This window comes from Streptomyces sp. NPDC102270 (assembly GCF_044766405.1).
GTDB lineage: Bacteria > Actinomycetota > Actinomycetes > Streptomycetales > Streptomycetaceae > Streptomyces.
The window spans coordinates 114724-140590 of record NZ_JBIWLX010000005.1; the positions used below are offsets into that span (position 1 = coordinate 114724).

The following is a 25867-nucleotide window of genomic DNA, read 5'->3' on the forward strand; positions in this document are numbered from 1 at the left end:
CGCCCCCGCGCGCGCCGCCTCCACGAACGCCTTGATCAGGGCAGGGTCCTTGACGCCGGGCTCGCGGGCGCGACGAGAAACGACGGGCGCGCACCCCACGGCAGCGGTGGCCCGGACCGCACCGCCCCGGCCGCCCCCACGCCGCCCGCCCCCGCGCGCGCCGCCTCCACGAACGCCTTGATCAGGGCAGGGTCCTTGACGCCGGGCTCGCGGGCGCGACGAGAAACGACGGGCGCGCACCCAACGGCAGCGGTGGCCCGGACGGCTCCGTCCCCCAAGAGAGCTCACCCCACGCCGCCCGCCCCCGCGCGCGCCGCCTCCACGAACGCCTTGATCAGGGCAGGATCCTTGACGCCCCGGCTTGCCTCCACGCCGCTGGAGACGTCGACGCCCCAGGGGCGGGTGACGTCCACGGCCTCGCGTACGTTCTCCGGGGTGAGGCCTCCGGCGAGCAGCCACCTCTCGCCCGCGCCCGCCGGCTGCCTGCGCGACCAGTCCCACGCGATGCCGGAGCCCGGCACCGGGGCGTCGAGGAGCAGCATGTCCTCGCCCAGCTCGCCGCAGCGCGGCACCGAGTCGCCGAAGGCGGCCGCGCGGATCAGGGTCCAGCCGCCCTTGGCGAGTTCGGCGTAGAAGTCGCGGTCCTCCGGACCGTGCAGCTGGACCGCCCCGATGCCGGACTCGACGGCCACGGAGCGAACGTGGTCGAGGGGCTCGCGGCGGAACACGCCCACGGTGAGGACGCTTTCGGGGACCCTGGCGGCCAGCCGTGCCGCCGTGGCGGGGTCGATCCGGCGCGGGCTGTCGGAGAAGACGAACCCGATGGCATCGGCGCCGGCCTCGACGGCCGTGTCGACGTCCTGCTCGGTCCTCAGGCCGCAGATCTTCACGAAGAGCGTCATGCCGCCACCGTATCCAATTCGCGTACATGAACAACGATCACATGCATAACCGTTGACGCGACCATGGCAAGCGCTTACCTTCCGAACGATACGTGCCCCCGTCGCCGCACACCATGGAGACGAACGATGCACCTGAGACCAGTCATCGCATCCGTCGGCCTCATCGCCGGCACGCTCGTCGCACTGTCCGGCACCACCGCGGCACATGCCGCAACCACCCGCTACGAGGCGGAGACAGCCCCCGCCATCTGCACCGGAGCCGTCGAGACCGAGTACGCCGGCTACTCCGGCAGCGGTTTCTGCAACGGCACCAACGCCACCGGCGCGTACGCCCAGTTCACCGTGTCCGCACCCGCATCGGGCACGGCGACCCTGAGCGTCCGCTTCGCCAACGGCACCATCACCGCCCGCCCCGCGAACATCATCGTGAACGGCACGACGGTCTCCTCGGCGTCCTTCGAGTCCACCGGCACCTGGACCGGCTGGACCACGAAGACGCTCACCGTCCCGGTGAACGCCGGCAGCAACACCGTCCGGCTGAACCCGACCGCCGCGACCGGTCTGCCCAACGTCGACTACCTGGACGCCGAGACGTCCGGCACGACGACCCCGCCGCCGTCGAGCAGCGCCCTGTACGTGTCGCCGAGCGGCACCGACAGCGCGGCCGGCACGGTGACCGCGCCCACCACCCTCACCTCGGCGATCAGCCGCATCTCCGCAGGCGGCACGATCTACCTGCGCGGAGGGACGTACGCCTACTCCTCGACGGTGACCATCCCGGCCGGCAACAACGGCAGCTCCGCCGCCCGCACCACCCTCTCCGCCTACCCGGGCGAGACACCGGTGCTCAACTTCTCGGCGCAGACCGAGAGTTCCTCCAACCGCGGGATCCAGCTCAATGCCGACTACTGGAAGATCTACGGCCTGATCGTCGAGCACGCCGGTGACAACGGCATCTACATCGGCGGCAGCAACAACGTCGTCGAGCGCACGGTGACCCGCTTCAACCGGGACACCGGCCTCCAGCTCGGCCGGATCGCCTCCACCACCCCGAGCAGCGCCTGGCCGGCCAACAACCTGATCCTCAGCGCCGAGTCGCACGACAACGCCGACTCCGACGGCGAGGACGCCGACGGCTTCGCCGCCAAGCTGACCACCGGCACCGGGAACGTCTTCCGGTACGCCGTCTCGCACAACAACATCGACGACGGCTGGGACCTCTACACCAAGACCGACACCGGCGCGATCGGCCCGGTGACCATCGAGGACTCCCTCTCCTACAACAACGGCACCCTCAGCGACGGCTCACAGGCCGGCGCCGGCGACCGCAACGGCTACAAGCTCGGCGGCGAGGACATACCCGTCAACCATGTCGTCCGGCGCAGCATCGCCTTCGGCAACGGCAAGCACGGGTTCACCTTCAACAGCAACCCGGGCACGATGACGATCTCCAACAACCTGAGCATCGACAACGCCCAGCGCAACTTCAACTTCGACGGCGGCACCTCGGTGTTCCGGAACAACACCTCGTGCCGCTTCAGCAGTGGCACCAACGACCGGATCATCGGCGACTCCGACAGCTCGAACCAGTTCTGGTCCGGCACCAACGGGTCCCGCTGCTCCGCGTACTCCGGGGCCCTTGGCTGGTCGTTCGCCTCGAACGGCAGCCTCGTGGTGACCCTCGGCGGCCGCCAGGTCACGCTGTAGAGGACGCCGGCAGAGCACGAAAGGGGCCCCGGACACGGTCCGGGGCCCCGCCGTCCCCCTACTTGGGCGCGGCCTGCTGGACGACCTCGAAGCTCCACAGCGTCGACCCGCTCGCGGCGGGCCGGGGACGCTCGCCCCCGCCCTCACCGCCGCCCTCGCCGCCGCCCTGGTGGGCCGCCTTCATCGACCCCTCCATCCACGCCTTGAACGACTCCTCGTCCCGCCAGCGCGTGTAGACGAGGTAGGTGTCGGTGCCCTCGACGGGGCGCAGCAGCTCGAACCACTCGAAGCCGTCCGCGCTGTCCACGGTCCCCGCCCGTGAGGCGAACCGCTTCTCCAGCGTCTCGCGCTGCTCCTCGGGAACCGTGAGTACGTTGATCTTGACGATGCTCATGACGGCCATTGTGCGCCAACAGGCATCAACAGGACGTCAACGGGACGTCAGCGGGCCGCGGCCCGGGCGGGCACCTCACCCTCCTTGTCCACGACGGCGGTCTTCATCACGGCGCTGGTGCCGGCGAGGGCCTCGGTGGTGATGCCCCGGTCCGGGTCGGTGATGTAGAAGCGGGAGCCGAGGAGGGCGAGGGTCTCCCTGTCGAAGATCCACTCGTCGCGGGTCGCGAATCCGGTGTCGTCGAGGGTGATGGCGATGCCGTGCCGGCCGGCCGCGTCCACAGCGTCCGGGATCTCCCGCACTCCGGGCAGTTTCGCGGCCGCCCGGTAGAAGGCGGCGGCGTTGGCGGGCGGCATGACGGCGCCGCCGATCAGGTCGCCGATCAGCGAGAAGACCGCCTGGTCCCGCGACTCGCCCTCGACCGGCCTGGCCTCCTTGTAGAGCCGGGCGAGCAGGGCGTCGGGGTCGGTGGGCAGCGAGGCCAGCCACCGGTAGGTGGGGTGGAAGACGCCCACCGGGACCGGATCCGTGGTCTCGATCGGACCCAGTCGGCCGGGCATGATCGCGTCCTTGCCGCTGGACCGGAGCCATCCGGTGACCCGCACGGGCCCGGGGTCCTGGGAGGTCCACCTCTCCTCGGTGTGCAGGGCGCCGAGCCGCACGGGACCGGAGAAGCTGCCCGTGTTCGAGCGCTCCAGCGTCCTGACGTACACGAACTGGTCGTCCCGCACCCGGATCGTGTCGCTCGCCATGGCGGCCGTGGCGATCCGGTTCAGGGTGACCAAGGCCCCCGCGGCGGTCGCCGACGGGGTGGCCCGGGCCGCCGGGGCGCGGCCGTCCACGGGCAGGGTCACCAGCAGCGCACCCGCCAGGGCCGCGGAGGCGAGGGGCACCAGAACGGCGGGGCGGGTCAACCGGCGCCGGGCGGAGGGCCGTACGGAAGGGCCCCGGTCCTGGTTCAGGTTCTGGTTCAGGTCCTGATTCCGGTCCTGATCGATCTGCTGCATCAGTACGTCCTTGAAGTGACGGTGGCGCTCCGGCGGGAGGTCCCATTCCGCCGTGGCCTTCAGCAGTTCCTCGGCCTCGCTCATCGGGTCTCCTCCTTCAGGAACAGGGCCGCGAGCGCGGCCTCACTCTCCATCTCTCCGTGGGCCGGGGGCGGTTCCGCCTCCGCACTCAGCCGGGCGAGCCGGGCGCGGGCCCGCGACAGCCGGGAGCGCACGGTGCCGACGGGGACGCCCAGAGCCTCGGCGGCCTGCCGGTAGTCGAGGCCGGCCGACACGCACAGCGCGAACACCTCACGGTCCTGCCGCCTGAGCCCGGCCAGGGCGCGGTGTACCACCGCGAGCCGCCGTGCGTCGTCGATCCGGCCCGCGGTCTCCTCGGCGAAGTCCTCGACCGGGCGCGGCTCGGGAGTGCGTGCCAGGAAGGCGAGCCTGCGCCGCAGACCCCGGTTGGCGTTGTGTGCCTTGTGGGTGGCGATGCCGAGCAGCCAGGGTTTGAGCGAGCCGCCCTCCGGCTCCACGCTCTCCCTGGTCCGCCAGGCGGCGAGGAACGTCTCGGACATCGCCTCCTCGGCGTCCGCCCAGTTCCCGGTCAGCCGCAGGGCGTGGTTGTAGACCGCCCGCGCGTACCGGTCGTACAGCTCGCCGAACGCCGCCCGGTCACCGGCTCGTATCCGCGCCCGCTCCGGTTCCGCCACTTCTGTTTCCCTCACACCCGTAACGCTCCGCACCCTGGTCCCGGGTTCCTGTGTCCTGCACCACATGCAGCGCTTACTCTGCGGCCATGGAACAGCGCGAGATCATGCAGAACGTCGTCGGCATTCTCACCGAGGCACTGGAGATGCGGCGGCAGGTCCGCGAACACCCCGACCAGCAGGTCTCGCTGACCGGGGCCGTGTCCGCGCTGCTGGTGGAGACCCTGCCACGGATCCACCTCCCGGCGGACGCCAGTGGCCAGGCGGCGGCGGACGCGGTGGTCGAGGAGCTGGGGCCCGCCATCGCGAGCATCGCCCACTGTTTCGCGTTCGCCTTCGTCCAGCTGGCCGAGGCCCACGACGAGGGCCGCACCGACACCTCCGCGGAGGTGCTGCGGCGCATCTCCCTCCAGCTCGCGGGCGGAGCGCAGAAGTAGCCGCGAGCCGTGGCCGGACGGGTCACCGCCGGGGCAGGCCCAGCCGTCCCCGGGTCGCGGCCAGCAGGAACAGGGCCGCCGCCGTCGTGCTGAGGACGAGGGCGTGGGCGACCTCGCCCTCGGACAGCGAGGGGAACATGTCCGTCCAGGCCAGCGAGAAGAAGTTGTTGACGCCGGTGTGCAGCAGCATGACCAGCGGCATGCTCTCGCCGGACCTGTTGAACACCCAGGTCATCACGCAGCTGAAGGTGATGGTCATCGCGATGAACTCCATCGGCACGGTCCACGCGAGGTGCGGTCCGCCGCCCCACTCCGTCAGGAACAGCGGCAGGTGCCAGCAGCCCCACAGCGCGCCGACGACGAGGGTCGCGGTCAGGGGGCCGTGGCGGCGCTGCATCCGCGGCATCGCGAACTCCCGCCAGCCGGGCTCCTCCGCGAGACCGGTGGTGATCATCTGGACGAGCAGTCCGGGGAGGTACGCGGCGAGGATCATCGCGGACGGCAGTTCGGGTCCGCGGCCGGCCAGCGCGGCCGAGGCGAGGGTCAGCGCGGCGGGCACCGCGAGCAGGACGGCCAGGTACCAGCGCGCGCTCACCCTGAACTTCGTCATCCTGGCCCGCCAGGCCCGCAGGCCCGCGCGTCCCTCCGTGATGCCGGTGACCAGCAGGGCCGAGGTGATCGGGCCGAGGTAGGCGCCGGGCAGGACGCCGGCGAGCTGGCTGCCCGCGCGGCCGCCGGGGAAGGCGAAGTGCCAGACGCCGAGGCCGTTCGCGGACAGGACGTACGGTGTCCAGGCGGCCCAGCTCAGCCCGAAGGCCAGGGTGAAGAACCAGGTCAGGGGGTTGCGCCGGATGCTTCCGCGCAGGCCGCCGGCCTCGTGCGCGAGCGGTCGGGTCTCGATGTCGACGGGGGTGTGGACGCTCACCGCGGGGTCCCTTCGAAGGGGGCTTCTGTGATGCGTCCAGCACACCGGCTCCGGGCCCGCGGGTCATTGCCGCCAAGGGCCCGACTCCGGTGAAGCAGGCTGTACTACGACCGTCGCCGCGCGTCCTCCAGATAGTGCAGTACGGCCGCCACGCGCCGGTCGACCTGGTCCGTGGGCGCCAGATCGAGCTTCGCGAAGATGCTCCGGATGTGCTTGTGCACGGCCCCGTCGGTGACGAACAGCCTTTCCGCCACGGCGCTGTTGCCGAGCCCCTCGGCCATCAGGGCGAGCACCTCCTTCTCGCGTGGGCTGAGCCGCTCCAGCCGTACGTCCTGGTGGGAGCGCGTGAACAGCTGGGCGACGACCTCGGGGTCGATGGCGGTGCCGCCGGACGCCACCCGGCGCAGCGCGTCGAGGAACTCCTCGACCCGGCCGACCCGTTCCTTGAGGAGATAGCCCAGTCCGCCGACCCCGCCGGTCAGCAGCTCGGTCGCGAAGCTCTGCTCGACGTAGGCGGACAGCACGAGGACGGCGAGGCCGGGCCTGCGCCGCCGGGCCTCGACGGCCGCGCGGACTCCCTCGTCGGTGTGCGTGGGCGGCATCCGTACGTCGAGGATGGCCACGTCGGGCCGGTGCGTCTCGATGGCGTCGAGCGCCCCCTCGGCGGTGCCGGCCGTGCCGACCACGTCCAGGCCCTCGGCACGCAGCAGCAGCGCGAGCCCCTCCCGCAGCAGGGGGTCGTCCTCGGCGATCACGATCCGCATGGCAGGTCCACCTCCGGGGTCGTTCGACAGGTCGGGCGAGGGGCGCTGTCCCGCCCGGGCGCACCGCAGCCCGTGCTACCGGGGGTCACAGCCCGCACGGCAGCTCCGCCTCCAGGGTCGTGGGGCCGCCCGGTGGGCTCGTCAGGCTGAGGGTGCCGTCGTGGGCGGCGACGCGGCGGCGCATGCCGGTGAGGCCGGAGCCGGTGTGTTCGTCGGCGCCGCCCCGGCCGTCGTCCGTGACCCGCAGCAGGAGCCGGGGGCCCTGGGCGCGGACGGTGACCGTGGCCCGGGACGCCCCGCTGTGCTTGGCGATGTTGGTGAGCGCCTCGGCGACGACGAAGTACGCGGTCGCCTCGACGGACGCGGCACAGCGCCGGGCCACCTCCACGTCGACCGCGCACGGCACCGCGCTCTGAGCCGCGAGCCCGGTCAGCGCCCCCGCGAGGCCCCGGTCGGCGAGCACCGGCGGCAGGATGCTGCGGGAGACGGTGCGCAGCTCGGCCAGCGCCTGTTCGGCCGCGGACTGGGCCCGCTCCAGGAGTTCGTCGGCGCCGGCCGGGTCCCGGGCGACCATCCGGCGGGCGGCCCCGAGCAGCACGGTCACCGTGACGATCCGGTTCTGGGTGCCGTCGTGCAGGGAGCGCTCGATGCGCCGCAGTTCGGTGGCGTGGGCGTCCAGCGCGGCGGCCCGGGTCGCGGTCAGCTCGGCGACACGCAGGGAGAGGTCGGCGTCGGGACCGGCCGACAGGAGCCGGCGCCCCGGCTTCGCCTGGAGCCGTGCCATGCCGGGCGTCAGCCCCAGGAGGATGGCGATCCAGCCCACGCCGAGCAGGCACACCGCGAGGGCGTCCGGCCAGGAGTGCGCGACGCCGATCCCGATGGACGTGGCGGTCGAGTCCTTCGGGGCGAGCCGCCAGTACAGCGGGAACGCGGTGTCCCGCAGCGCGAGCACCGGCAGGACGAAGCCGACCAGGCCCAGCGGCAGTCCCACGGCCAGATGCCGGACCAGCCACAGCAGTTCGCGCCGGGTCGTGGGATCGCCGAGGGCGGCCCGCAGCCGCGTCGGGGGCGGCGCGGGGGCGATGACCTCGGGGCCCCAGCGGGCGAGCCGGACGCGCTCCATGCCGGCCAGCGCGTGCAGCACGCGCACCCCGCCGGGCGCCAGCAACAGCCACAGCAGCACGAACGGGGTGAGGACCGCCGTACCGAGTCCGGAGACCAGCTGGCCGAGCGCGGCGGCCGCGGTGGTCGCGGTGCCCACGACAAGGCCCTTGACGTCGGCGGTGGCCATGTGAACTCCCTCGGGCTTGAGGAGAACGACCCTAGGCGGAGGGCGAGTTCGCCGACAGGCCGGGAGGCGGAAAGTACAGCCTGCTGTACCCCGTGAACCGCTTCTCCGGCCCCAGGCCTCAAGGACGCCTACTTGAGGCCGATCGCCGCGCAGTCCGCCGCGTACTCGGCGGTGCAGATCTGCTGCACGGTGTAGACGTCGTCCTTGATCACCGTCTGCTCGATGTTGTCCTTGGTCAGCGCGACCACCGGCACCAGCAGCGACGGGATGTCCTTCTGGTCGGGGCTGTCGACCTTGTCGCGGATCAGCGCGTCGAACTGGAGGTCGCGGCCCTGGATCTTGTAGACCGCGATCTGCGCCGCGTTCGTCGCCTCCAGCAGGAACGACTTGTACACGGTCATGTACTGCTCGCCCGACACCACCCGCTGCACGGCGGCGAGGGTCGCGTCCTGCCCGGTGACCGGCGGGATCTTGGTGGCTCCCGCCTCCTTGAGTTCGTCGATGACCGCGCCCGCCATGTCGTCGTTGGCCGAGTACACAGCGGCGATGTTCTTCAGCCCGAAGGAGGCGATCGCCGCCGTCATGTTGGCCTTGGCGACCGACGGCAGCCACTCCCGGGTGTCGTACTGCTTGGCTATGACGACCTTGCCGTTGAGCTCGTCCAGGGCGCCCTTCTTGAAGAGCGCGGTGTTGGGGTCGGCGAGCGAGCCGTTCATCATCACGATCTTGCTGGTCTCGGCCTTGTCGCCGAGCGCCTCGACGATGGCCCGGCCCTGCACCTCGCCGACGAGTTCGTTGTCGTGCGAGACATAGGCGTCGATCGGACCCTGGGCGAGCCGGTCGTAGGCGATGACGGGGATGCCCGCGTCCTTGGCCTTCCGGACGTCCGGCCCGATCGCCTTGGCGTCGACCGCGTCCACCAGGATCACGTCCACCTTGTCGGCGACCATCTGCTCGAACTGCTGGCTCTGCCGCTTCGCGCTCGCCCCGGCGTTGGAGTACGTGACCCTGCCCTTGCCGTGGGTGAGGGCCGCCACCTGCTTCTTGATGAGGGGGAAGTCGAACCGGTCGAAGCGGCTGGTGTCCCGGTCGGGCAGCAGCAGGCCCAGGTTGATGTCGTCGCCCTTCTTGGGGCTCACCGAGGTGTTGCTGCTGCCCACTGAGCAGGAGGTGAGCAGAAGGGCCGACGCGCAGACGGCCATGACGGAGGGGACGGTACGCATGGCGATCCTGTGGGTGGGGGGCTGTCACGTAGGCGCAACAGTAAGTGCCCTCAATCCCGATCAAACGCCCTGACGGTTTCCTTCAAGGGATCACCACCCGGTGTACGCAACTGGGTGGTGATGTGCACCAGTTGTACGGCGGTCAGGGCGCGCACCATGAGGATCCCGGCCACGGCCGCGCCGACGACGGCGAGATCGGCGACCAGGAGTGTGGTCACGCCGTGATAGGCGCGGGCGATGACGTCGTCCGTGTCGCCGTCGTACATCAGCCCCACCCCGGTGACCATGCCGATCAGCCACAGCGCCCACCACACGTTCACGACGGCGGGCAGTTTCCGGTCCGGGGCGCTCTTGTGGTGGATGTCGGCGACGATGCCGCGCGGGATCCAGAGGTTGGCGAGCGGCACGAACCAGGAGACGTAGACCCAGATGCCGGCGTAGCGCGGGGGCTCGCCGGACAGGGCCCGCGCGTTGTCCCGCATCCGCCCCAGCCAGCCGATGAACAGGGCCGCGCACAGCAGGGTGAGGATGCTTCCGGCCGTGCTGACCAGGTGGTACGAGTCCTCCAGGGCGGTCAGCGGCCGGTGCCGCCCCACGCCCTGGTCCGGCGGGCCCGAGGCCGGCTCCCCGGCCACGGCGAGCCGAACGTGCCACACGCCCCGCAACGCCCAGGCACCCCCGGCGAGCCCGAGCCCGACCTCAAGGAGCCGGGCGGATCCACGCACGCTGCACAGAGCGGGCCGAACGGCGTTCTCCCTCACGGAGGTCCCCCTTCAAAAAGATCGGTTCACCCTCTCATCGTCACGAGCGGGGCGATCGGTTCACGCGGGATGGGGTCCGGATGGAGAGACGGGGGGTGGGCGGGCGCGGGTGAGTCCTGGCGGGGCAGGGGGCCATGGAGGGCGTGGGCGTGGCGGGAAGCGGGGAGCCCCGTACGCGGACGGCAGCCCGGCCAGGGCGGCGGGAAACCCCCGGCCGATGCAGAAACCCGCGACGGGCCCAACAGGAAAGGGGGACCCCTGACGAACCCCGCGAAAAGCTGCCCGGCCAACCCGGCGGCGAGCCCCCGGCGGCAACAAGACACCACCACAGACCCGACAGGAACCGGGGAGCCCCCGTACGAGGACAGCAGCCGGCCACCCCGGCGGGAAACCGTTCCTGTGGACTGAGCGGGAGTGAGCCCGTTCAGCCGCGCGCCCCGAACGGTCTTGGGCGAGCTGGTCCCCGGCGTACTCGACCCCGGGTGGCGACACGCATCGTGTGCGTGGTCCGGGCCCGGGAGGCCCCCGCGGCCGGAGGCCGCTGATGGACGCCGCCCTCACGACCTGGCCAGTTGGGTACGGCCAGAGGCGCCTGGGAGGCCCTGACCCATCCTCTGGTGGAGCAGGGGCCCTACACGCTGACGCCGTACCCGGTGTCCCAGGTCGCACGATCACGTTAGCCCGATCGGCCCAGGACTCCGCAAGCCCGCCAGCAGGCGATCACCCGATCGAGCTAACTCGACCTCGTACGCACTCCCTGGCGAGCACTTATCAACCCCCCGAGCGAAGCAGAAAACCGCGACGGGCCTGACGGGAAAGGGGCCCCCTGACGAGCCCCGCGAAAAGCAGAGAGCCCGGCCGGCCCGGCGGAAGGCCCCCCGGTCCGAGCAGGGAACCGCCGAGAACCCAGGCCGGCCCCGCGTGGCTCTCCCGGCGAGCCCGGTGGACCCACGGAAACCTCGCGGGGCGGAGAGCGGTGGGTTCGGTGGGGAGGCACAGGGGAACCTGGCGGGCCCCCGCCCGGCCGTCCGGTCGTGTGTGGCGTCGCCGGGGCACGGCAGCACCCGAAAAACCTCTTTCGCGCCGATCCAGTCGTAATCGGCGATAATCAGACCATGAGTACGGCGACGTTTGTCCTGGCGGCCACGTCGAGCGATGTACTCAACGTGATCGCCGCCTTCGCCGGTGGGCTGTTCATCGCCGGCGCGTTGGTATGGGCCGTGCAGTTCGGCATGCGGGTCCAGGACCGGGAGCTTCCACGGCCGCTCAGTGAAGAGCAGCCGCATCTCCCGGAGACCGGACCGATCCGTGAGATCCGGGAGATGCGGGAGCCGGACGAGCTGCCGGCTCCGGCGGTGGGGCGGGAACGGCTGATGCCGTACCAGCTCCACCACTCGGGAAGCAGACGAGGAAAGGACCAGCAACGCAAACGCTGGCTGCCCGGCTCCAGCGGCGGCTTCGGCAGTGGCGGCATCGGACACGTGTGACCGGACTCCGGCACCACCGGGGTCCTCAGCCCCGCATGCCCGGCCGGTACGCCGCCAGCGCCCAGATGACGAAGAAGTCGAGGCCGATCATGATGACCGACCACAGCGACGCGTAAGGCAGGAAGAGGAACTGGGCGAGCATGCTCAGCGAGGCCAGGAAGATGCCGGTCATCCGGGCCCAGGCGGCTCCCCTGAGGATGAACGCGCCGGTGACGACGGCGAGCACCCCGAGGCAGAGCAGGATCACGCCCCAGCCGGTGAGGTTGATCTTGTAGACGTAGTCGCCGACGCGGGCCCAGACGTCGTCCTTCGCGAGCAGCGAGATGCCCTGGAAGATCGCCAGGATGCCGTTCATCAGCATCAGCACACCGGCGAAGACCACCCCGCCGGCGGCCCACGAGCCTTCGGTCGGCGTGGGCCCGGAGCCCGGGGCCGAGGACGGGGTCGACGACTGCGGCGACGTCGGGGTCGTGCCGGCGGTCGGCTGGGTGGCGTGCGGTTGCTGCGTCATGGCCGTGTCCCACCTTTCGGATGGTCGATGTGCTTCGACCATCGGGCGTGGCGGGCCCGGTCACCACGGGAGGGGGCCGTTCGGGTGACACGGGGCGTGCGGCCGTACCGCGGGGGGCCTTCACTGGAGGGACCTGCACCCGGGAGGCGAGATGACCCGCTGGACGACGGCCGCGCTGCTGACGGCCCTGGCCCTCACCGGTCTCACCGGTCTCACCGGTCTCACCGGCCTGACCGCCTGCTCCGACGGCCACAGCCCGTCGTCGGTGGCGAGCAAGGTCGCGTCGGCCGCCTCCCGCGCCGGGGACGCGGTGGCGTCGGCGACGGCGGAGGCGGGAAAACGCTTCGAGGACATCAAGAACGGCGTCGACGCCAAGGACGACGTACGGCTCGGCACGCCCGCGCCCGCCTCCGACGGCCGTACGACGGTCGCCGTCACCGCCGCCAACAGCGCGGACTCGGCGAAGTCCTTCGCCGTCCAGGTCGACTTCACCGACGGGGCGGGCAAGCTGCTGGACACGGTCGTGGTGACGGTGCGGGACGTCCCGGCGGGCGGCACCGGGAAGGGCACCGCCCGCAGTACGCACGACCTGCCGGGGAAGGCGGGGGACGTGCGGGCGAAGGTGTCCCGCGCGGTGCGCTACTGACCCGCGGGCTCAGGCCATCCAGAAGAAGACGGCCGTCATCCGCTTCTCCTCCAGCGTGCCGCCGGAGTAACCGGTCGCGCTGTGCACGAGGTTGGCGTTGTAGAGGAGCAGCCGGTTGTACTTGTGCGGTACCCGTACGTCCTCCTCGAAGGCGTCGGGCGCGACGAACCGGGTGCCGAGGGCCTCGACGAGGTTGTTGTGCGGGGCCTGCACGACGTTGCCGCCGAGCCGCCCGCCGGGCAGGGACTGGCGGTAGAAGCTGGTGCCGCAGTCCTTGGGGACGCCGGGGTTCAGATACAGGACGGCGGCGTACCGGCACAGCGCCCGGGAGTCGGTGTGCGGCCTCGGTTCGCTCTCGCCCTCGCCGACGACCTGTACGCAGTTGTGGTTGAGGGTGCCGCCGCCGGGCGCCCGCTGCACCCACAGCTTCCCGGCCCCCGTCGCCTTCCTCACCAGCCGTTCCACGCCCGCGAGTTCGCCGGGTTCGAGCCCCGGCATGGTCCGCAGCCCCGGCCAGGTCTCCGAGGTGTACGGATATCCCCTGGCCCAGTCGTCCTTCGCGAGACAGCGTTCGCGTACGGCGTCGGCGTCCGGGAGCACGTCGTCGATCACCCAGTAGTCGCGGCCCTTGGTGGGCTTGCGGTACGGGAGGACGGGGAGGGGCCGCGGGGACCGCTGCGACCGCTGTGGCATGGACATGCGGCGAATCTAGGTCCAGGGCCCGTCAGGTCTCTCCCGCGATTTCCCCCGGAGTTCCCCGCGAACCGGTCAACGAACGGTCAACCGGCGGCCGGGCAGCTGTCCTGACGGGGCGTCCGTGAGCCCGGTCGTCCTCCGGAAGAGGTGATGAACAACTCCGGCCCCGCGTGCGTACTCCTGTGCGTCCGACCCGCCTCCTGGCGGGAAACCCCTACCGGGCAGGAGGCACGGTGCCACTCTCGCGCAACGCGATGGGAACGCTGTTCGTGGGCGGAGCCCTCACACTGACGCTGGGCGCGCTCGCGTACCCGTCGATGCTGGGTGTCAGTCAGGCTGCGACCGCTCAGGACAGAATCATCGCCCAGACGCAGTGGGGCCCGCTGACCGAGCAGGACCGCGACTTCGTCGTCAAGGTGCGGGCGGCCGGTCTGTGGGAGTACCCGCTGGGGCAGATCGCCCAGCAGAAGGGGACGACCCCGGAGGTGAAGGAGGCCGGAAAGCATCTCATCGACGGACACGCGGCCCTGGACGCCGCCTGCCGCAGGATCGCCCCGATGCTCAACATCACCATCCCGAACGTGGCGAGCCCGCAGCAGGTCGGCTTCGTGAACACGATCGATTCGAGCAGCGGCCAGCAGTTCGACACGAACTTCGCCAACATCCTGCGGGTGACGCACGGCTCGATCTTCAACGCGATCGCGAAGATCCGCTCCACCACCAAGAACTCGCTGGTGCGGTCGCTGGCCGACATGGCCAACGACACGGTGCTCGACCACATGACGGTCATGGAGAAGACCGGCTTCGTCAACTTCGACCAGGCCCTCTTCATGCAGACCACTCCGCCGAAGCTGCCCAGCACCGACCTGACTCCGCCGGCCCCGCAGCCCGGCGCGCCGATGGTCGTGCTCACCCCGCCGCCGAACCCGACGTCGACGCCGCTCGCGGTCCCGGGCGAGAACGCGAACGGCGCCACCCCGGCGACGGGCGCGGGCGCGTCCCCGACGCCGACCATCGGCTAGCCCTGACCAGCGGCCCGTTCCTAGCCCAGCCAGGCCGTCGTGTCCGGTGCCAGCAGCCCGTCCTGCAACGGGCTGCTGGTCAGGAGCACCTCCCCGGCCGGGAGCGGGACGGCGGTGTCCGAGAGGTTGGTGACACACCGCCAGCCCTCGTGGCGGACGAAGTCCAGCACGCCGGCCGGGCCCGCCTCCGTCCAGGTGAGCTCCTCACCCTGCAGGAGCTTGCGGCGCAGGCGCAGGGCGGTGCGGTACAGCTCCAGCGTGGAACCCTCGACACCGTCCTGGGCCTCCACGGCGTGCTCCGCGAACCACTCCGGCTGCGGCAGCCAGGCACCGCCCGCGCCGAAGCCGTACGACGGACCGCTCCGCGTCCACGGCAGCGGCACCCGGCACCCGTCGCGCCCCTTGCGGACCCGTCCCGTCTGCTCCCAGATCGGGTCCTGGAGCACCTCGACGGGCAGGTCGGCGACCTCGGGCAGCCCGAGTTCCTCGCCCTGGTAGACGTACGACGATCCCGGCAGCGCGAGCATGAGCAGCGTGGCCGCGCGAGCGCGTCGCAGGCCCTGCACGAGGTCGATCCCGGGCGCGTGGCCGCCCGACAGCAGCCAGGCGTTCTCGTCGGTGCCCGGCGGCAGCACGAGGCGGGAGGCGTGGCGTACGACGTCGTGGTTGGAGAGCACCCAGGTGGCCGAGGCGTGGGCCGCGCGGGCGGTGGCGAGGGAGTCGGTGATGACCTGGCGCAGCTCGCCGGCGTCCCATCCCGTCTGGAGGTACTCGAAGTTGAATGCCTGGCCGAGTTCGTCCGCGCGGGCGTACAGCGCGCGGCGGGCGTCCGGGACCCAGGCCTCGGCGACGGCCGTGCGGGGCGGGGTGTAGGAGTCGAGGATCGTGCGCCAGTCACGGTAGATCTCGTGGACCTCGTCGCGGTCCCAGTAGGGATGGCCGCCCGGCGGCAGGTGGTGCAGGGCCTCCTCCGCGACGCCGGGCAGGCCGCCGAGGTCGCGCAACGGCTCGGTGAGGTCCTTGGCCAGGGCGTGCGCCACGTCCACGCGGAAGCCGTCGACCCCGCGGTCGGACCAGAAGCGCAGGGTGGTGCGGAAGTCCTCGCGGACCTCGTCGTGCGACCAGTTGAGGTCGGGCTGCTCGGGGGCGAACAGGTGCAGGTACCACTGCCCGTCGGCGACCCGCCGCCACGCGCTGCCGCCGAAGACGGACTGCCAGTCGGTGGGCGGGAGTTCACCGTGCGCGCCGCGGCCGTCACGGAAGACGTACCGCTCGCGCGCCGCGGACCCGGGTCCTGCGGCAAGGGCCTCCTGGAACCACACGTGCTGGTGGGAGGTGTGGTTGGGGACGAGGTCGACGATGACCTTCAGGCCGAGCCGGTGGGCCTCGGCGACCATCGCGTCGAAGTCGTCGAGCGTCCCGAGGCGCGGGTCGACGTCCCGGTAGTCGGCGACGTCGTACCCGCCGTCGGCGAGCTCGGAAGGGTAGAAGGGACTCAGCCACAGGGCGTCGGCGCCGAGGGCGGCCAGGTGCGTGAGGCGCTCGGTGACGCCCCTGAGGTCCCCGAGGCCGTCACCGTCGGCGTCGGCGAAGCTGCGGGGATAGACCTGGTAGACGACGGCCTGCCGCCACCAGTTGGGGTCACTGCTGGAGAGGTCGGGCGTGGTGGTGCGGGCGATCACGCGGGCTCCTCTGGAATGCGGGTGCGGTCCATGAAGACGACAAAGGGGATATCTGTCCACCTCGCCGAAAAAGTGAACCTGGGGTTTTGCGGAGTAGATCGTTCCCTGTGTGTCGAAATTGTGACGACCCCAGAACCCTCGTTGTATCGCCGCAGGTTGACAGCATTCCGCAAGGAGATCCACGATGTGCGAACACCGTGGCGCATGTGACCAATGAGCCCAGTGTTTCTGATGCTTGCTGTTACCACTCACTCTCATCCTGACGGGATACGTATGTCCATAGCGAGACGTGTCACCATGCGGCGCCTGTTGGGGACGGGCGCCGCGACGCTCGCCTTCTCCGCTGCCCTCGCCTCCGTCGCCTCGGCCTCCGACTGCCCCGGCGGCAAGGGCTGGCAGGACGGCGGAAGCTACAAGCCGGGTACGGGCGCCGGCTCCAAGACCGAGACCGACCGCTGCGAGTTCTCCCTCGACGGCAAGAACTTCTTCGCCTCGGTCAAGGTCGACGACCTGAACCTGAAGCCGACCGAGGACGGCAAGGTCCACGTCAAGGTCCGTGCGGCGGGCGACGCGTCCACCTGCACCGCCTCTCTCGCGTCCTACCGCGCGCACGGCCCGACGTTCGCCACCTCCGGCGAGCAGGTCTTCCACGACTTCGACACCGTGACCGTCAAGGCCGGCTCCGTCGACTCCCTCGACATCTCGATCCCGGACGTCGGCTGCTACGCGCAGATCGACCTCTACCGGGGCAACACGAAGTTCGACGGCCAGCTCGACGCCAAGGACGGCCTTCCGCACGGCGACCTCCCCAAGGGCCCGGACCACCCGGTCATCAAGGACAAGCTGATCGCGGCCTGGAACGGCGGCACGAAGGACTGCACGACCACGCAGACCACGCCTCCGGCGACCCCGCCGGCCTCGGAGTCCACTCCGCCGGCCTCGGAGTCGACCCCGCCGGCCTCCGAGTCCACCCCGCCGGCGTCCGAGAGCACGCCCCCGGCGTCCGAGACCCCGGGTACGAGCACCCCGACCCCGTCGGCCTCCGAGTCCACCACGACTCCGGCCGCCCCCACCCCGAACGGCGGCGGCGGTGACAACCTCGCCGAGACCGGCGCCAGCAGCAACACCCCGCTGATCGCGGGCGGCGCGGCGGTGCTGCTCGCGGGCGGCGCGGGCATCGTCCTGGCCACGCGTCGCCGCAAGGCTTCGCGCGCCTGACCCCTGTCCGACCGGGGCCGTCCCACCGTTCGCGGTGTGGGCGGCCCTTCGGCGTACCGGGACTCGTCCGCAGACCCGCCATGAACCCGCCATGGACCCGCCATGGCCCAATAAATCGAACACATGATTGAATCCGGGCATGCGATCGTTCCCCGACGACCTCGCCCGGGCACAGCGGGACTGGAGTGCCACCTACCGGCAGCTCGCCGAGCGCCCCGGCCGCACGGAGCTGCGCCGACGCCTGTACCGGCTGTCGGCCCAGGTGTTCTTCCACCCCCACTGGCAGCGAGGGCGCCCACGCCCGGCCGAGTGGCGGGAACTGCGCGATCTGGGGCGCTCGTCCGTCGCGGACATCGGCGAACGGCTCGACCGATGACGGACCGACATGCGGGACCGTACGTCCCGGACGATCCTGAAGACATGTCCGGACCGATCCGCGTGATCGTGCACCCCCCGTCCCCCACCGGCGGCCGCCGCGTCCGCGTGGACGGCGAGATCCTCGGCCTGGCCCACAACCTGACCGACGTCGCCGAGTTCCTCCGCAGGGCAGGCCTGGAGATCGACGCGGCGGAGGTGGCGCAGTCGTCGTGGATCGAATGGAAGGGGGGCGGGCCGGAGTGGTGGGGGGTGGAGGGGTGAGGGGTGGAGGGGTGGAGGGGGGACGCCGTGACCGGCGGAGACGTTCAGGGCCGTGCCTGAGCCGGTCCGTGCCGCCGGGTGGGTCAGTCGGGGCCGCTCCAGTCGAAGGGGAAGTGCTTGCTCGACTTCCCGGAGCGGTCCCAGGAGAAGCCGAACGCATCCGCGCGGTCGACGGTGGCCCGGCCCCAGGTGGCGACCTGGCCCGGTCCGACTTCGGCACCCGGGGCATTGTGGACCTGGACACGCGCGCCGTCTGCGGTGGTCGGGCCGGTGAGCGCCTCGGCGGCTGCCGTGACACGGCCGGGGACCTCGGCCCGCCAGGTGGCGAGGTCATCGTCTATCTCGACGCGGATGGGTGCGACGTCCATGCCGCGCATCTCGGGGTGGAACATCTCCCCGAACCGGGCCGGCCAGCCGCCCGCCTCGCCGCCGAAGACGGCTCCGAGAGCACTGCGTTGCTGTTCATCGGCGCGTTCGTCGAGGAAGACGGCGGCGTAGGGGTCGCTGTGCTCGCCGGCCCAGACGTTGCCCGTGAAGGAGCCGAGCATCAGGACGTTGAGGCCGTCGAGACGGACGTCGCCGTAGCTGCCCTCCCGGATGTGCCAGACCAGGACGCCTTCGCAGTCGCCGTAGGTCGGGGGCTGGGCGAACGTGCACGGACAGGGGATGGCGCAGTTGCACACATCGAACCAGTCGCCGGCCAGATGCCAGCGCGTCGCGGTGGTGGCCTGTTCTGTCATCTCGCTTCCCTCCTGCCGAGCCCCAGGAGGCTCACTCGGAGTGGCGAGACCGCGTGTGCCGAGCCCGAGGCCCCGGGATCGGGAGACGGTCTCCCTTCCAGCTTGCACCTGCCTTCCCTGATGGGGAACCCGTTCACCGGCAAGGGATCACATGTCGTCCGTCGACGGCATCGAGTCCCGCAGCCCGGGAAGCAGCCAGTCCTGGAAGGGTGCGAGCACGGCCAGGACGAGGAATACGACGCCCACGGCGCGGGCGAGCAGGGGGCCCCGGGACCACAGCTTCTCCACGAAGATCACCACGGCCAGCCCAGCCATCGCCGCCACGTTCATCACGCCCAGCGGAACGAGCACGACCATCAATCCGGCGCAGCAGCCGACACAGTAGGCGCCGTGGTGGAGGCCCACCCGCAGGTCGCGCGCCGGCCCGCGGAAGCCGGAGTAGCGCACCAGGTGGCCCAGGGGGTCGCGGCAGTGCCGCAGGCAGACGGACTTCAGGGGGCCCAGCTGGTACAGGCCCGCGAGCAGGAAGGCGGCCGAGCCGATCCAGCGACCGGCCGCGGGGTGGTCGTCCAGGAGGCTGCCGGTGAAGGCCAGTGCTGCGTAGGTGAGCAGCCCGAACGCCGTCCACACCAGCAGGTATCCGGCGACGAACTCGACGGTGCGGGCGGTCCGCGCCCAGCCGGAGGACTGCCGGCCGATGCCCCGGACCCAGGTGATGGCCACCGGCGCCATGGACGGCAGCATCATGGCCGCCATCATCGTCACCCAGAGCAGCAGGAACAGCGGCAGCGCCATCCCCATCGTGCCGGGCTCGACCCCCATGTCCCGCGCCTGGCCGATGGTCAGTACCCAGGCGGGCACCGCGATCAGGACAACGAGCAACCACGCGGCCGCGAGATCCCGCGTGGGCAGCAACCCCCCACCCGTTCCGGTCGGGGCGACCGACCGGCCGGCTTCGAGAGCGGAACTCCGGCTGTGACGCATCGGCGTGTTCTCCTGCGGCTCATTCCAAGGAGAGCATGTCCCCGCCCTCGACGCGACCTGGCCCGGGCGGTCTCCGCGCCTTTTGCGGCACTCCGACGGACGGGTCATTTCCCCCGGGCGCCGGGAGTTCAGTCGTGTTCGTGCACGGTACGGGAGTACGGGCGAAGTCGTATGTCTCGACCTTAGAGAAGGTCCGGGACGAGCTGTGTGAGCTGCGGCCCGGAATCGAGGTGCGCGGTTGTTTCTGGGGCGACGCCAGGGCGCCCGGTTAGCGCGGGGCGGCGCCTCGGTACCCGGATACACGGACTCTGGGGGCGCGCGCTCCGAGCAGGACACGGACATCGCCCAATGGTGGCTGCTCTACGCGGACCCCAGCGGGACGAGCCCCGACGGGAGGACATCATCCGGAGCGACGAACGCGTGGTAAGCCTCGGTGATGTCCGCGCAGTCGCTGAACCAGTCGTCGGTCTCGGTCAGCGACACCGCCCGCTTTGGCCCGAAGCCACCGTTGGCGACTTCGAGATACATCCGCTTCAGCAGCTCAGGCATCGGATGGCCCGCCACCCGCTCGAAGGCGGTGACGTCCTCGGCAGCTGAGGGGCCGGGCAGCTCCCTGCCGGCCACATGCGTACGGACCGCCAGGACCAGTTGGCCATCGGTCACCCCGGCATCCTCAGCGACGCGGGTCCTCCTGTCGATGCCATCCCCACGGCGGCGAGTTGTCAGACGATGAGTTCATGGATCGCCGCCAGGAGGTTGAACGCAGCCGGCAGGAGGAAGACGCAGCCGAAGGCGATCCACACCCACCCGGCTCTGCGGTGCCCGCGGCTCGGGGGTGGTGCCGGGATGAGCCGGTCGCCGGCCCTCATCGTCTCGCTCGGGGCGAGCACGCTGCGCCCCGTGCTGCGCTGCCGTCGCCCCAACCAGATGAAGACGATCGCGGCCATGGCCGTGAAGGCCGCCAGTTGGAGATGCTCACCCGGTGTGTCGGCGCCTGCGAGCGTCACGGCCACGTACGACAAGGTCCCCCCAAAGGATCACGGTGCATGGATCACCTCACGACGCCACCACCGTGTCAAGCGAGTTGGGCACCGCTCACGCCTCCTGGACCTAGAGCTGGTCCCGCCACCACGGCACGCCGAGGTTGTCGACCTGGATGACCTTCGCCCGCCTCAGAATCTCGTCGTCGAGGGGGGTAAGGACAGCGCGCAACTCTCGTCCGCTCTTCTTGGGCAGGGCGTGCAGAACGGCTTCGAGGTGATCGCGGAAGTAGCCCACGTCGCAACAGCCGGGGATGCCGCATCGCTGCGCTGTCGCCGGGTCCGCGATCAGCCTGAGCGGTCCATGGGCAAGAGCTTTCCAGCGCCGGAACGCTTCGGCCGTGTCCTCGAGGAAGGAGCGGGATCGTTCGAGTCGGCGCAGATCGGCCATGCAGCGTGCGGAGAGGCCGTCGATGGCCGGGTACCGTCGCGGCCTCACGCGACGGATCGGCAGTTCAGCCCGCAGGGCTGAGGGGCGCCTACGCGGCACGGCCCTTTCGGTTGTCGGTCATACGGGCACGGTACACAGGCACAGTGACGGATGTCCCGGCCTTTCAGTGCCGCTGAACTGCCCCTGCCCCACAGAAATCCGGAGTCGTCCGCCAGGGCCCGGTCTGCCCCGCCCCCTCACGACACCTGCTGCAGCAGCCCCCGTACCGCCTCGTCCACCACCCGGTACCGCACCACCCGCCCCTCCTTCTCGCCCGCCACGACCCCGGCCGCCCGCAGCAGCCGTAGCGCCTGGGACACGGCCGGGTCGTTCATACCGGTCGCGATCGCGAGGTCGGAGACGGCCAGGGGGCCGGTCCGGTGCAGGGCGAGCAGCAGGGCGAGCCGGTTCGGGTCGGCCAGGAGGGCGAAACGGTCGGACCAGGTGCGGACGTGTCCCGGGTCGCCGATCGCGGCGATGGCGTCGCACACCCGGTGTCCGTCGATGGTGCGGCGGTCGGCTCGGTCGGCCGGGACGAGGTGCATGGCGCACATCCTCGCAGGCGGCTCTGTGTGATCTTCCATACCTGCGCAGGTGTGCAGCTATGCAGGAGCCCCCGCCCCCGCCTACGGTGGGCGGGCCGTGGTGCTCGGGAAGCCGGTGACGACCCCTCAAAGGTCCATTCCGGTGCGGCCCTCGCCACTGTGATCGGGGAGTTTCCCTCCCACGTCCCTCGCGGGACAGCCACTGGCCGTCACCATCAGGCCGGGAAGGCGGGCAGGGAAACGCACGACCCGTAAGCCAGGAGACCGGCCACGGCAGCTCACGCGTTCATCCACGAGGTGCTGGAGTGACCACCGTATGACTGATCCTGCGCTGCCCGAGACTGCGCGGCCCGAGACCGCCGCCGCCCCCGCTTCCCTCCGCTGGCGGCGCGAGGACACCGTCAAGACGGTCGGTCTGATGGCCGCGATAGCCGCCCTGCACGTCGTCGCCTTCGGCATCCTCTTCCTGCTCGTCGTCCCGGAGCACTACGAGGTGGGCGACAAGGCCTTCGGCATCGGGCTCGGCATCACCGCCTACACCCTCGGTATGCGCCACGCCTTCGACGCCGACCACATCGCCGCGATCGACAACACCACGCGCAAGCTGATGGCGGACGGCAAACGGCCGGTGTCCGGGGGGTTCTGGTTCGCGCTCGGGCACTCCAGTGTCGTGGTCCTGCTCGCCGCCCTCATCGCCGGCGGCACCCAGCTGGCCGGCAAGGTCATGAACGAGGGCTCAAGTACCCACCAGGTGCTCGGATTTCTCGGTACGACGGTCTCCGGGTCGTTCCTCTATCTCATCGCCGCCCTCAACCTGGTCGCCCTGCTGGGCATCCTGAAGGTCTTCCGGGCGATGCGGGCGGGGACGTACGACGAGAAGGAGCTGGAGCAGCATCTCGACTCGCGCGGGTTCATGAACCGGATCCTCGGGCGGCTCACCAAGTCCATCACCCGGCCGGGGCAGATGTTCCCGCTGGGCTTCCTGTTCGGGCTCGGCTTCGACACGGCCACGGAAGTGACCCTGATGGTGATGGCCGGGTCGGGCGCGGCCGCGGGCCTTCCCTGGTACGCCATCCTCTGCCTGCCGCTGCTCTTCGCCGCCGGCATGAGCCTGTTCGACACCCTCGACGGCACCTTCATGAACTTCGCCTACCAGTGGGCCTTCTCCAACCCCGTCCGCAAGGTCTTCTACAACCTCGCCATCACCGGGCTGTCCATCGCGGTCGCCTTCTTCATCGGCACGATCGAGCTGGTCGGCGTCCTGCACGACAAGCTCGACCTCACCGACGCCCTCACCACCTGGATCGCCGACATCGACCTCGACAACGTCGGCTACATCATCGTCGGCCTGTTCGTGGTGGTGTGGGCGGCGGCGATCGCCTACTGGCGGCTCGCGAAGGTGGAGCAGCGGTGGAGCGTCAGCAGTTCCTGAGGGACCGCGCCTCAAGGGATCATGCCTGGACTAGGCCCCCTCCACCGCGGTCAGCCACAGCTTCACGTACCGCTCGACGTCGACGCCCAACGCCACGTCCACGAGGGTCACTTCACGCTCGCCCTCGTGGATCTCGGACTCACCGGGACGGCGGCGGCGGTCGATGACGGTCTGGCCGCGCGTGGGGCCGGGGGCGAGGCTCACCTCCACCGGCAGCAGCTCGGTGGTCAGCCCCTCCGGGTCGACGACCGCGCACACCGCGCCCGCGTCGCCGAGGCCACCGGTGGGAGTGGGGTCGCCGGAGGTGGCCGGGTCGCGGTGGGCGAGGAGGTCCCCGGCCATGCGCAGGCTGGGCTCCGAACTCGCCCGCAGCCGCTCGACGTCGGCGGCGGGGACGATGACCCGCTCGAACACGTCCAGGCCGTACATGGTCATCGGCACTCCGGCGGTGAGCAGCACGGCGGCCGCCTCGGGGTCGTGCCAGACGTTGAACTCCGCGACGGGAGTGGCGTTCCCGGTCGCCACCGCGCCGCCCATGAACACGATCCGCTCGATGTTCCGCACCACGTCGGGGTGGGTGCGGAGCAACAGGGCGATGTTCGTCAGCGGCGCGGTGGGGATGAGGGTGACCGGCGTCGGGGAGGCGAGGATCTCCCGCCTGAGCAGGGTCACCGCGTCCACGTCCACCGCGACCCGGGTAGGCGCGGGCAGCCCCAGGTCCCCCATGCCGTCCAGCCCGTGCACGTGGTGCGCGGCGCGCACGGGCTCGATCAGCGGCCGCGCGGCACCCCGGGCGACGGGGATGTCCCCGGCCCCGGCCTGCTCAAGAACGGTCAGCGTGTTGCGCACGACACCGTCGACATCGGTGTTCCCGGCGACACAGGTGACCGCGCGCAGATCGATGCCCGGGTGCCGTACGGCGAACAGCAGGGCCAGGGCGTCGTCGACACCGGTGTCGCAGTCGATGATCACCGGAATGGGCTGACCGGTCACGGCGGGGTCCTTTCGTCACTGGCGGTACGGATCGACCTTACGCAGCCGCCCAGAGTTCGGCCCCGCGATCACCGCTACGGGCAGCGATCCGTTCCAGCAGCTCGCCGACCGGCACGGCTCCCGGCCTACGCCCGTCCCGCAGCCGTACGGCCGCACAGCCCGCGTCGGCCTCCCGCTCCCCGATCACCGCCTGGTACGGCACGAGGCGCGCGGCGCGGACGCGGGCGCCGAGGGTGCCGTGACCGGGACCGGACAGTTCGGCCCGGATGCCGCGCGCTTCGGCCCGCCGTACGAGCTCATGGGCCCGTTCCTCCTGTGCCTCCGCCACCGGCAGGACCACCAGCTGCACGGGGGCGAGCCACACCGGGAAGGCGCCGCCGTGCGCCTCGATGAGATGGGCGACAGCCCGCTCCACACTGCCGATGATGCTGCGGTGGACCATCACGGGGCGGTGTTTAGCGCCGTCGGGGCCGATGTAGTGGAGGTCGAAGCGTTCGGGCTGGTGGAAGTCGATCTGAACGGTGGAGAGGGTGGACTCCCGGCCGGCGGGGTCGGTGATCTGCACGTCGATCTTGGGGCCGTAGAAGGCGGCCTCGCCCTCGACGGACTCGTGGTCGACGCCGTCGAGGACCTCTTCGAGGAGGGCGGTGGCGCGGCGCCAGAGTTCCGGATCGGGGACGTACTTTCCGTCGCCGTCGCCGTTGCCGGGGAGCGACAGCCGGTACCTGGACGCTCGGATGCCGAGGTCGTCGTAGGCGCGTCGGATGAGGTCGAGGGCGGCGCGGGCCTCGGCCACGGCCTGCTCCGGGGTGCAGAAGATGTGGGCGTCGTTGAGCTGAATGGAGCGGACGCGGGTGAGACCGCCGAGGACGCCGGACAGTTCCGAGCGGTATATGCCACCCAACTCGGCGATACGGAGAGGCAGTTCACGGTAGCTGTGGGACCGTGACCGATAGATGAGGGCGTGGTGCGGGCAGAGGCTGGGCCGCAGCACGACCTCCTCGCCGCCCAGCCGCATCGGCGGGAACATGTCGTCGCCGTAGTGCGACCAGTGCCCGGAGATCTCGTACAGCTCCCGCTTCCCGAGCACCGGCGAGTACACATGCCGGTACCCGGCGGCCCGCTCCACCTCCCTGACGTACTCCTCCAGAACATGCCGTACGACGGCCCCGTCGGGCAGCCAGTACGGCAGCCCCGCGCCCATCAGGGGATCGGTGTCGAACAGCTCCAGCTCACGGCCGAGCCGTCGGTGGTCGTGCACGGGGTTCATCGGGTTCATGGAGTTCTCCCTCGCGATGGGGGCGAGGAACCGACGGGAACGACAAAGCCCCAGGGCACTCGCCCCGGGGCTTCGGACTGCGTCAGCTGTCAGCGCGCCGGGACCTGCTCCGGCGTCGTCGTGATGGAGGGGATGGCTCTGGCTTGGGCGCGCTGCATGGGGTGAGGGTAGGGGGAGGGGTGGGGGTGGGGCGAGGGGTTTTTGTGCGCCGGTCCGCGGTATGGCGGGGCTGGTCAGGGGTGTTCGTGATGCAGGGACCGTATGAAGGTGGTCCAGGTGTCGGGGACGACCTGGAGTATCGGTCCGTGGGGGGTTTTGGAGTCGCGGACGGCGACGGTGTGGGGGTGGTTGCGGGCGACTTCGACGCACTCGCCGTTGCCGCTGCTGTGGCTGGACTTGGCGAACTCGAAGTGCGGCACG

At 71.0% G+C, this 25867-nt stretch carries 30 protein-coding genes and 1 riboswitch; of the genes, 9 read left to right on the forward strand and 21 right to left on the reverse strand.

Features of this window, described 5'->3' with window-relative positions; all coding sequences use genetic code 11:
• Window positions 1–284: 284 nt before the first annotated feature.
• Window positions 285–902: a phosphoribosylanthranilate isomerase gene (locus ACIRP7_RS10785; protein ID WP_403656254.1), complete on the reverse strand. Its 618-nt coding sequence runs from the start codon at window positions 900–902 to the stop codon at window positions 285–287.
• Window positions 903–1028: 126 nt separating this feature from the next.
• On the opposite strand from ACIRP7_RS10785, the gene ACIRP7_RS10790 reads away from it, so the two are divergent.
• Window positions 1029–2609, forward strand: coding sequence for a carbohydrate-binding protein (locus ACIRP7_RS10790; protein WP_403656257.1), 1581 nt, complete (start codon window positions 1029–1031; stop codon window positions 2607–2609).
• A gap of 58 nt (window positions 2610–2667) precedes the next feature.
• Here ACIRP7_RS10790 and ACIRP7_RS10795 read toward each other — a convergent pair whose 3' ends face one another.
• Genes ACIRP7_RS10795 through ACIRP7_RS10805 form a run of 3 tightly spaced genes read right to left on the reverse strand, consistent with a single transcriptional unit; the run spans window position 2668 to window position 4720 of the window.
• Complete coding sequence (locus ACIRP7_RS10795) at window positions 2668–3003, reverse strand: antibiotic biosynthesis monooxygenase family protein (protein ID WP_403656260.1); 336 nt, start codon at window positions 3001–3003, stop codon at window positions 2668–2670.
• Window positions 3004–3050: 47 nt separating this feature from the next.
• Window positions 3051–4094 (reverse strand): CU044_5270 family protein, encoded by a 1044-nt coding sequence (locus ACIRP7_RS10800; protein WP_403656263.1) that lies wholly within the window; start codon window positions 4092–4094, stop codon window positions 3051–3053.
• A complete protein-coding gene (locus ACIRP7_RS10805) occupies window positions 4091–4720 on the reverse strand; it encodes an RNA polymerase sigma factor (protein WP_403656266.1) in 630 nt (209 codons plus the stop codon). Before ACIRP7_RS10805 ends, ACIRP7_RS10800 begins: the two co-directional genes overlap by 4 nt.
• Before the next feature lie 71 nt (window positions 4721–4791).
• Between ACIRP7_RS10805 and ACIRP7_RS10810 the strand changes: the two genes are divergently transcribed.
• Entirely contained in the window at window positions 4792–5139 is a 348-nt protein-coding gene (locus ACIRP7_RS10810; protein WP_352387432.1) for a hypothetical protein, read from the forward strand.
• Window positions 5140–5161: 22 nt separating this feature from the next.
• Here ACIRP7_RS10810 and ACIRP7_RS10815 read toward each other — a convergent pair whose 3' ends face one another.
• The 5 genes from ACIRP7_RS10815 to ACIRP7_RS10835 all read right to left on the reverse strand — a co-directional run bounded on the left by ACIRP7_RS10815 (window position 5162) and on the right by ACIRP7_RS10835 (window position 10103).
• Window positions 5162–6064 carry a CPBP family intramembrane glutamic endopeptidase gene (locus tag ACIRP7_RS10815; RefSeq protein ID WP_403656269.1) on the reverse strand — a complete coding sequence of 301 codons (903 nt, stop codon included), beginning with the start codon at window positions 6062–6064 and terminating at the stop codon, window positions 5162–5164.
• Window positions 6065–6168: 104 nt separating this feature from the next.
• Complete coding sequence (locus tag ACIRP7_RS10820; protein ID WP_403656272.1) at window positions 6169–6828, reverse strand: response regulator transcription factor; 660 nt, start codon at window positions 6826–6828, stop codon at window positions 6169–6171.
• A gap of 85 nt (window positions 6829–6913) precedes the next feature.
• Window positions 6914–8119, reverse strand: a complete 1206-nt coding sequence (locus ACIRP7_RS10825) for a sensor histidine kinase (RefSeq protein WP_403656275.1) — start codon at window positions 8117–8119, stop codon at window positions 6914–6916.
• Window positions 8120–8247: 128 nt separating this feature from the next.
• On the reverse strand, window positions 8248–9342 hold the full coding sequence (locus ACIRP7_RS10830; protein ID WP_403656278.1) for a sugar ABC transporter substrate-binding protein: 1095 nt from the start codon (window positions 9340–9342) through the stop codon (window positions 8248–8250).
• 50 nt (window positions 9343–9392) lie between these two features.
• The gene (locus ACIRP7_RS10835) at window positions 9393–10103 is read right to left on the reverse strand and encodes a DUF4328 domain-containing protein (protein ID WP_403656281.1); all 711 of its coding nucleotides are present in this window, start codon (window positions 10101–10103) and stop codon (window positions 9393–9395) included.
• 1115 nt (window positions 10104–11218) lie between these two features.
• On the opposite strand from ACIRP7_RS10835, the gene ACIRP7_RS10840 reads away from it, so the two are divergent.
• On the forward strand, window positions 11219–11590 hold the full coding sequence (locus ACIRP7_RS10840) for a DUF6479 family protein (RefSeq protein ID WP_403656284.1): 372 nt from the start codon (window positions 11219–11221) through the stop codon (window positions 11588–11590).
• Between the two features lie 25 nt (window positions 11591–11615).
• On the opposite strand, the gene ACIRP7_RS10845 is transcribed toward ACIRP7_RS10840, so the two are convergent.
• Window positions 11616–12101, reverse strand: a complete 486-nt coding sequence (locus tag ACIRP7_RS10845) for a hypothetical protein (RefSeq protein WP_403656287.1) — start codon at window positions 12099–12101, stop codon at window positions 11616–11618.
• Between the two features lie 151 nt (window positions 12102–12252).
• On the opposite strand from ACIRP7_RS10845, the gene ACIRP7_RS10850 reads away from it, so the two are divergent.
• Window positions 12253–12747 carry a hypothetical protein gene (locus ACIRP7_RS10850; protein WP_403656290.1) on the forward strand — a complete coding sequence of 165 codons (495 nt, stop codon included), beginning with the start codon at window positions 12253–12255 and terminating at the stop codon, window positions 12745–12747.
• Between the two features lie 9 nt (window positions 12748–12756).
• Here ACIRP7_RS10850 and ACIRP7_RS10855 read toward each other — a convergent pair whose 3' ends face one another.
• On the reverse strand, window positions 12757–13446 hold the full coding sequence (locus tag ACIRP7_RS10855; RefSeq protein ID WP_403656293.1) for a DUF6445 family protein: 690 nt from the start codon (window positions 13444–13446) through the stop codon (window positions 12757–12759).
• 251 nt (window positions 13447–13697) lie between these two features.
• Between ACIRP7_RS10855 and ACIRP7_RS10860 the strand changes: the two genes are divergently transcribed.
• Window positions 13698–14465: a DUF4142 domain-containing protein gene (locus ACIRP7_RS10860; RefSeq protein ID WP_403657111.1), complete on the forward strand. Its 768-nt coding sequence runs from the start codon at window positions 13698–13700 to the stop codon at window positions 14463–14465.
• Window positions 14466–14485: 20 nt separating this feature from the next.
• Here the strand turns inward: ACIRP7_RS10860 and ACIRP7_RS10865 are convergent, their stop codons facing one another.
• Window positions 14486–16147 carry a glycoside hydrolase family 13 protein gene (locus tag ACIRP7_RS10865; RefSeq protein ID WP_403656296.1) on the reverse strand — a complete coding sequence of 554 codons (1662 nt, stop codon included), beginning with the start codon at window positions 16145–16147 and terminating at the stop codon, window positions 14486–14488.
• A 273-nt stretch (window positions 16148–16420) separates the two neighbouring features.
• Here ACIRP7_RS10865 and ACIRP7_RS10870 point away from each other — a divergent pair, with 273 nt between their 5' ends.
• From ACIRP7_RS10870 to ACIRP7_RS10880, 3 genes are all read left to right on the forward strand, one after another.
• Window positions 16421–17365 (forward strand): LAETG motif-containing sortase-dependent surface protein, encoded by a 945-nt coding sequence (locus ACIRP7_RS10870; protein WP_403656299.1) that lies wholly within the window; start codon window positions 16421–16423, stop codon window positions 17363–17365.
• A 139-nt stretch (window positions 17366–17504) separates the two neighbouring features.
• Window positions 17505–17741 (forward strand): hypothetical protein, encoded by a 237-nt coding sequence (locus tag ACIRP7_RS10875; protein WP_403656302.1) that lies wholly within the window; start codon window positions 17505–17507, stop codon window positions 17739–17741.
• Window positions 17742–17785: 44 nt separating this feature from the next.
• On the forward strand, window positions 17786–18004 hold the full coding sequence (locus ACIRP7_RS10880) for a hypothetical protein (protein ID WP_352387409.1): 219 nt from the start codon (window positions 17786–17788) through the stop codon (window positions 18002–18004).
• Window positions 18005–18087: 83 nt separating this feature from the next.
• On the opposite strand, the gene ACIRP7_RS10885 is transcribed toward ACIRP7_RS10880, so the two are convergent.
• The 6 genes from ACIRP7_RS10885 to ACIRP7_RS10910 form a co-directional block, all read right to left on the reverse strand.
• Window positions 18088–18744, reverse strand: a complete 657-nt coding sequence (locus ACIRP7_RS10885; protein ID WP_403656305.1) for a DUF1326 domain-containing protein — start codon at window positions 18742–18744, stop codon at window positions 18088–18090.
• A 147-nt stretch (window positions 18745–18891) separates the two neighbouring features.
• The gene (locus tag ACIRP7_RS10890) at window positions 18892–19728 is read right to left on the reverse strand and encodes a DUF2182 domain-containing protein (RefSeq protein ID WP_403656308.1); all 837 of its coding nucleotides are present in this window, start codon (window positions 19726–19728) and stop codon (window positions 18892–18894) included.
• 360 nt (window positions 19729–20088) lie between these two features.
• On the reverse strand, window positions 20089–20391 hold the full coding sequence (locus ACIRP7_RS10895; RefSeq protein WP_403656311.1) for a hypothetical protein: 303 nt from the start codon (window positions 20389–20391) through the stop codon (window positions 20089–20091).
• Window positions 20392–20450: 59 nt separating this feature from the next.
• Window positions 20451–20741 (reverse strand): hypothetical protein, encoded by a 291-nt coding sequence (locus ACIRP7_RS10900; protein WP_403656314.1) that lies wholly within the window; start codon window positions 20739–20741, stop codon window positions 20451–20453.
• Window positions 20742–20838: 97 nt separating this feature from the next.
• The gene (locus ACIRP7_RS10905) at window positions 20839–21207 is read right to left on the reverse strand and encodes a hypothetical protein (RefSeq protein WP_403656316.1); all 369 of its coding nucleotides are present in this window, start codon (window positions 21205–21207) and stop codon (window positions 20839–20841) included.
• A gap of 188 nt (window positions 21208–21395) precedes the next feature.
• Window positions 21396–21743: an ArsR/SmtB family transcription factor gene (locus ACIRP7_RS10910; protein WP_390003127.1), complete on the reverse strand. Its 348-nt coding sequence runs from the start codon at window positions 21741–21743 to the stop codon at window positions 21396–21398.
• A gap of 81 nt (window positions 21744–21824) precedes the next feature.
• A riboswitch (cobalamin riboswitch) is annotated at window positions 21825–22031 on the forward strand.
• A gap of 28 nt (window positions 22032–22059) precedes the next feature.
• On the opposite strand from ACIRP7_RS10910, the gene ACIRP7_RS10915 reads away from it, so the two are divergent.
• A complete protein-coding gene (locus tag ACIRP7_RS10915; protein ID WP_403656320.1) occupies window positions 22060–23175 on the forward strand; it encodes a HoxN/HupN/NixA family nickel/cobalt transporter in 1116 nt (371 codons plus the stop codon).
• Between the two features lie 30 nt (window positions 23176–23205).
• Here the strand turns inward: ACIRP7_RS10915 and ACIRP7_RS10920 are convergent, their stop codons facing one another.
• The 3 genes from ACIRP7_RS10920 to ACIRP7_RS10930 all read right to left on the reverse strand — a co-directional run bounded on the left by ACIRP7_RS10920 (window position 23206) and on the right by ACIRP7_RS10930 (window position 25866).
• Window positions 23206–24168, reverse strand: a complete 963-nt coding sequence (locus ACIRP7_RS10920; protein WP_403656323.1) for a nucleoside hydrolase — start codon at window positions 24166–24168, stop codon at window positions 23206–23208.
• A gap of 37 nt (window positions 24169–24205) precedes the next feature.
• Window positions 24206–25438 (reverse strand): threonine--tRNA ligase, encoded by a 1233-nt coding sequence (thrS, locus tag ACIRP7_RS10925; RefSeq protein ID WP_403657114.1) that lies wholly within the window; start codon window positions 25436–25438, stop codon window positions 24206–24208.
• Between the two features lie 242 nt (window positions 25439–25680).
• Window positions 25681–25866 carry a DUF397 domain-containing protein gene (locus ACIRP7_RS10930; RefSeq protein WP_403656326.1) on the reverse strand — a complete coding sequence of 62 codons (186 nt, stop codon included), beginning with the start codon at window positions 25864–25866 and terminating at the stop codon, window positions 25681–25683.
• Window position 25867 lies beyond the last annotated feature (1 nt).

Bases quoted from the DNA above. Each gene is read 5' to 3' on its own strand.
- ACIRP7_RS10785 (WP_403656254.1), bottom strand. From the start codon at position 902: ATGACGCTCTTCGTGAAGATCTGCGGCCTGAGGACCGAGCAGGACGTC.
- ACIRP7_RS10790 (WP_403656257.1), top strand. From the start codon at position 1,029: ATGCACCTGAGACCAGTCATCGCATCCGTCGGCCTCATCGCCGGCACG.
- ACIRP7_RS10795 (WP_403656260.1), bottom strand. From the start codon at position 3,003: ATGAGCATCGTCAAGATCAACGTACTCACGGTTCCCGAGGAGCAGCGC.
- ACIRP7_RS10800 (WP_403656263.1), bottom strand. From the start codon at position 4,094: ATGAGCGAGGCCGAGGAACTGCTGAAGGCCACGGCGGAATGGGACCTC.
- ACIRP7_RS10810 (WP_352387432.1), top strand. From the start codon at position 4,792: ATGGAACAGCGCGAGATCATGCAGAACGTCGTCGGCATTCTCACCGAG.
- ACIRP7_RS10820 (WP_403656272.1), bottom strand. From the start codon at position 6,828: ATGCGGATCGTGATCGCCGAGGACGACCCCCTGCTGCGGGAGGGGCTC.
- ACIRP7_RS10825 (WP_403656275.1), bottom strand. From the start codon at position 8,119: ATGGCCACCGCCGACGTCAAGGGCCTTGTCGTGGGCACCGCGACCACC.
- ACIRP7_RS10830 (WP_403656278.1), bottom strand. From the start codon at position 9,342: ATGCGTACCGTCCCCTCCGTCATGGCCGTCTGCGCGTCGGCCCTTCTG.
- ACIRP7_RS10840 (WP_403656284.1), top strand. From the start codon at position 11,219: ATGAGTACGGCGACGTTTGTCCTGGCGGCCACGTCGAGCGATGTACTC.
- ACIRP7_RS10845 (WP_403656287.1), bottom strand. From the start codon at position 12,101: ATGACGCAGCAACCGCACGCCACCCAGCCGACCGCCGGCACGACCCCG.
- ACIRP7_RS10850 (WP_403656290.1), top strand. From the start codon at position 12,253: ATGACCCGCTGGACGACGGCCGCGCTGCTGACGGCCCTGGCCCTCACC.
- ACIRP7_RS10855 (WP_403656293.1), bottom strand. From the start codon at position 13,446: ATGTCCATGCCACAGCGGTCGCAGCGGTCCCCGCGGCCCCTCCCCGTC.
- ACIRP7_RS10860 (WP_403657111.1), top strand. From the start codon at position 13,698: ATGGGAACGCTGTTCGTGGGCGGAGCCCTCACACTGACGCTGGGCGCG.
- ACIRP7_RS10870 (WP_403656299.1), top strand. From the start codon at position 16,421: ATGTCCATAGCGAGACGTGTCACCATGCGGCGCCTGTTGGGGACGGGC.
- ACIRP7_RS10875 (WP_403656302.1), top strand. From the start codon at position 17,505: ATGCGATCGTTCCCCGACGACCTCGCCCGGGCACAGCGGGACTGGAGT.
- ACIRP7_RS10880 (WP_352387409.1), top strand. From the start codon at position 17,786: ATGTCCGGACCGATCCGCGTGATCGTGCACCCCCCGTCCCCCACCGGC.
- ACIRP7_RS10885 (WP_403656305.1), bottom strand. From the start codon at position 18,744: ATGACAGAACAGGCCACCACCGCGACGCGCTGGCATCTGGCCGGCGAC.
- ACIRP7_RS10890 (WP_403656308.1), bottom strand. From the start codon at position 19,728: ATGCGTCACAGCCGGAGTTCCGCTCTCGAAGCCGGCCGGTCGGTCGCC.
- ACIRP7_RS10910 (WP_390003127.1), bottom strand. From the start codon at position 21,743: ATGCACCTCGTCCCGGCCGACCGAGCCGACCGCCGCACCATCGACGGA.
- ACIRP7_RS10915 (WP_403656320.1), top strand. From the start codon at position 22,060: ATGACTGATCCTGCGCTGCCCGAGACTGCGCGGCCCGAGACCGCCGCC.
- thrS (WP_403657114.1), bottom strand. From the start codon at position 25,438: ATGAACCCCGTGCACGACCACCGACGGCTCGGCCGTGAGCTGGAGCTG.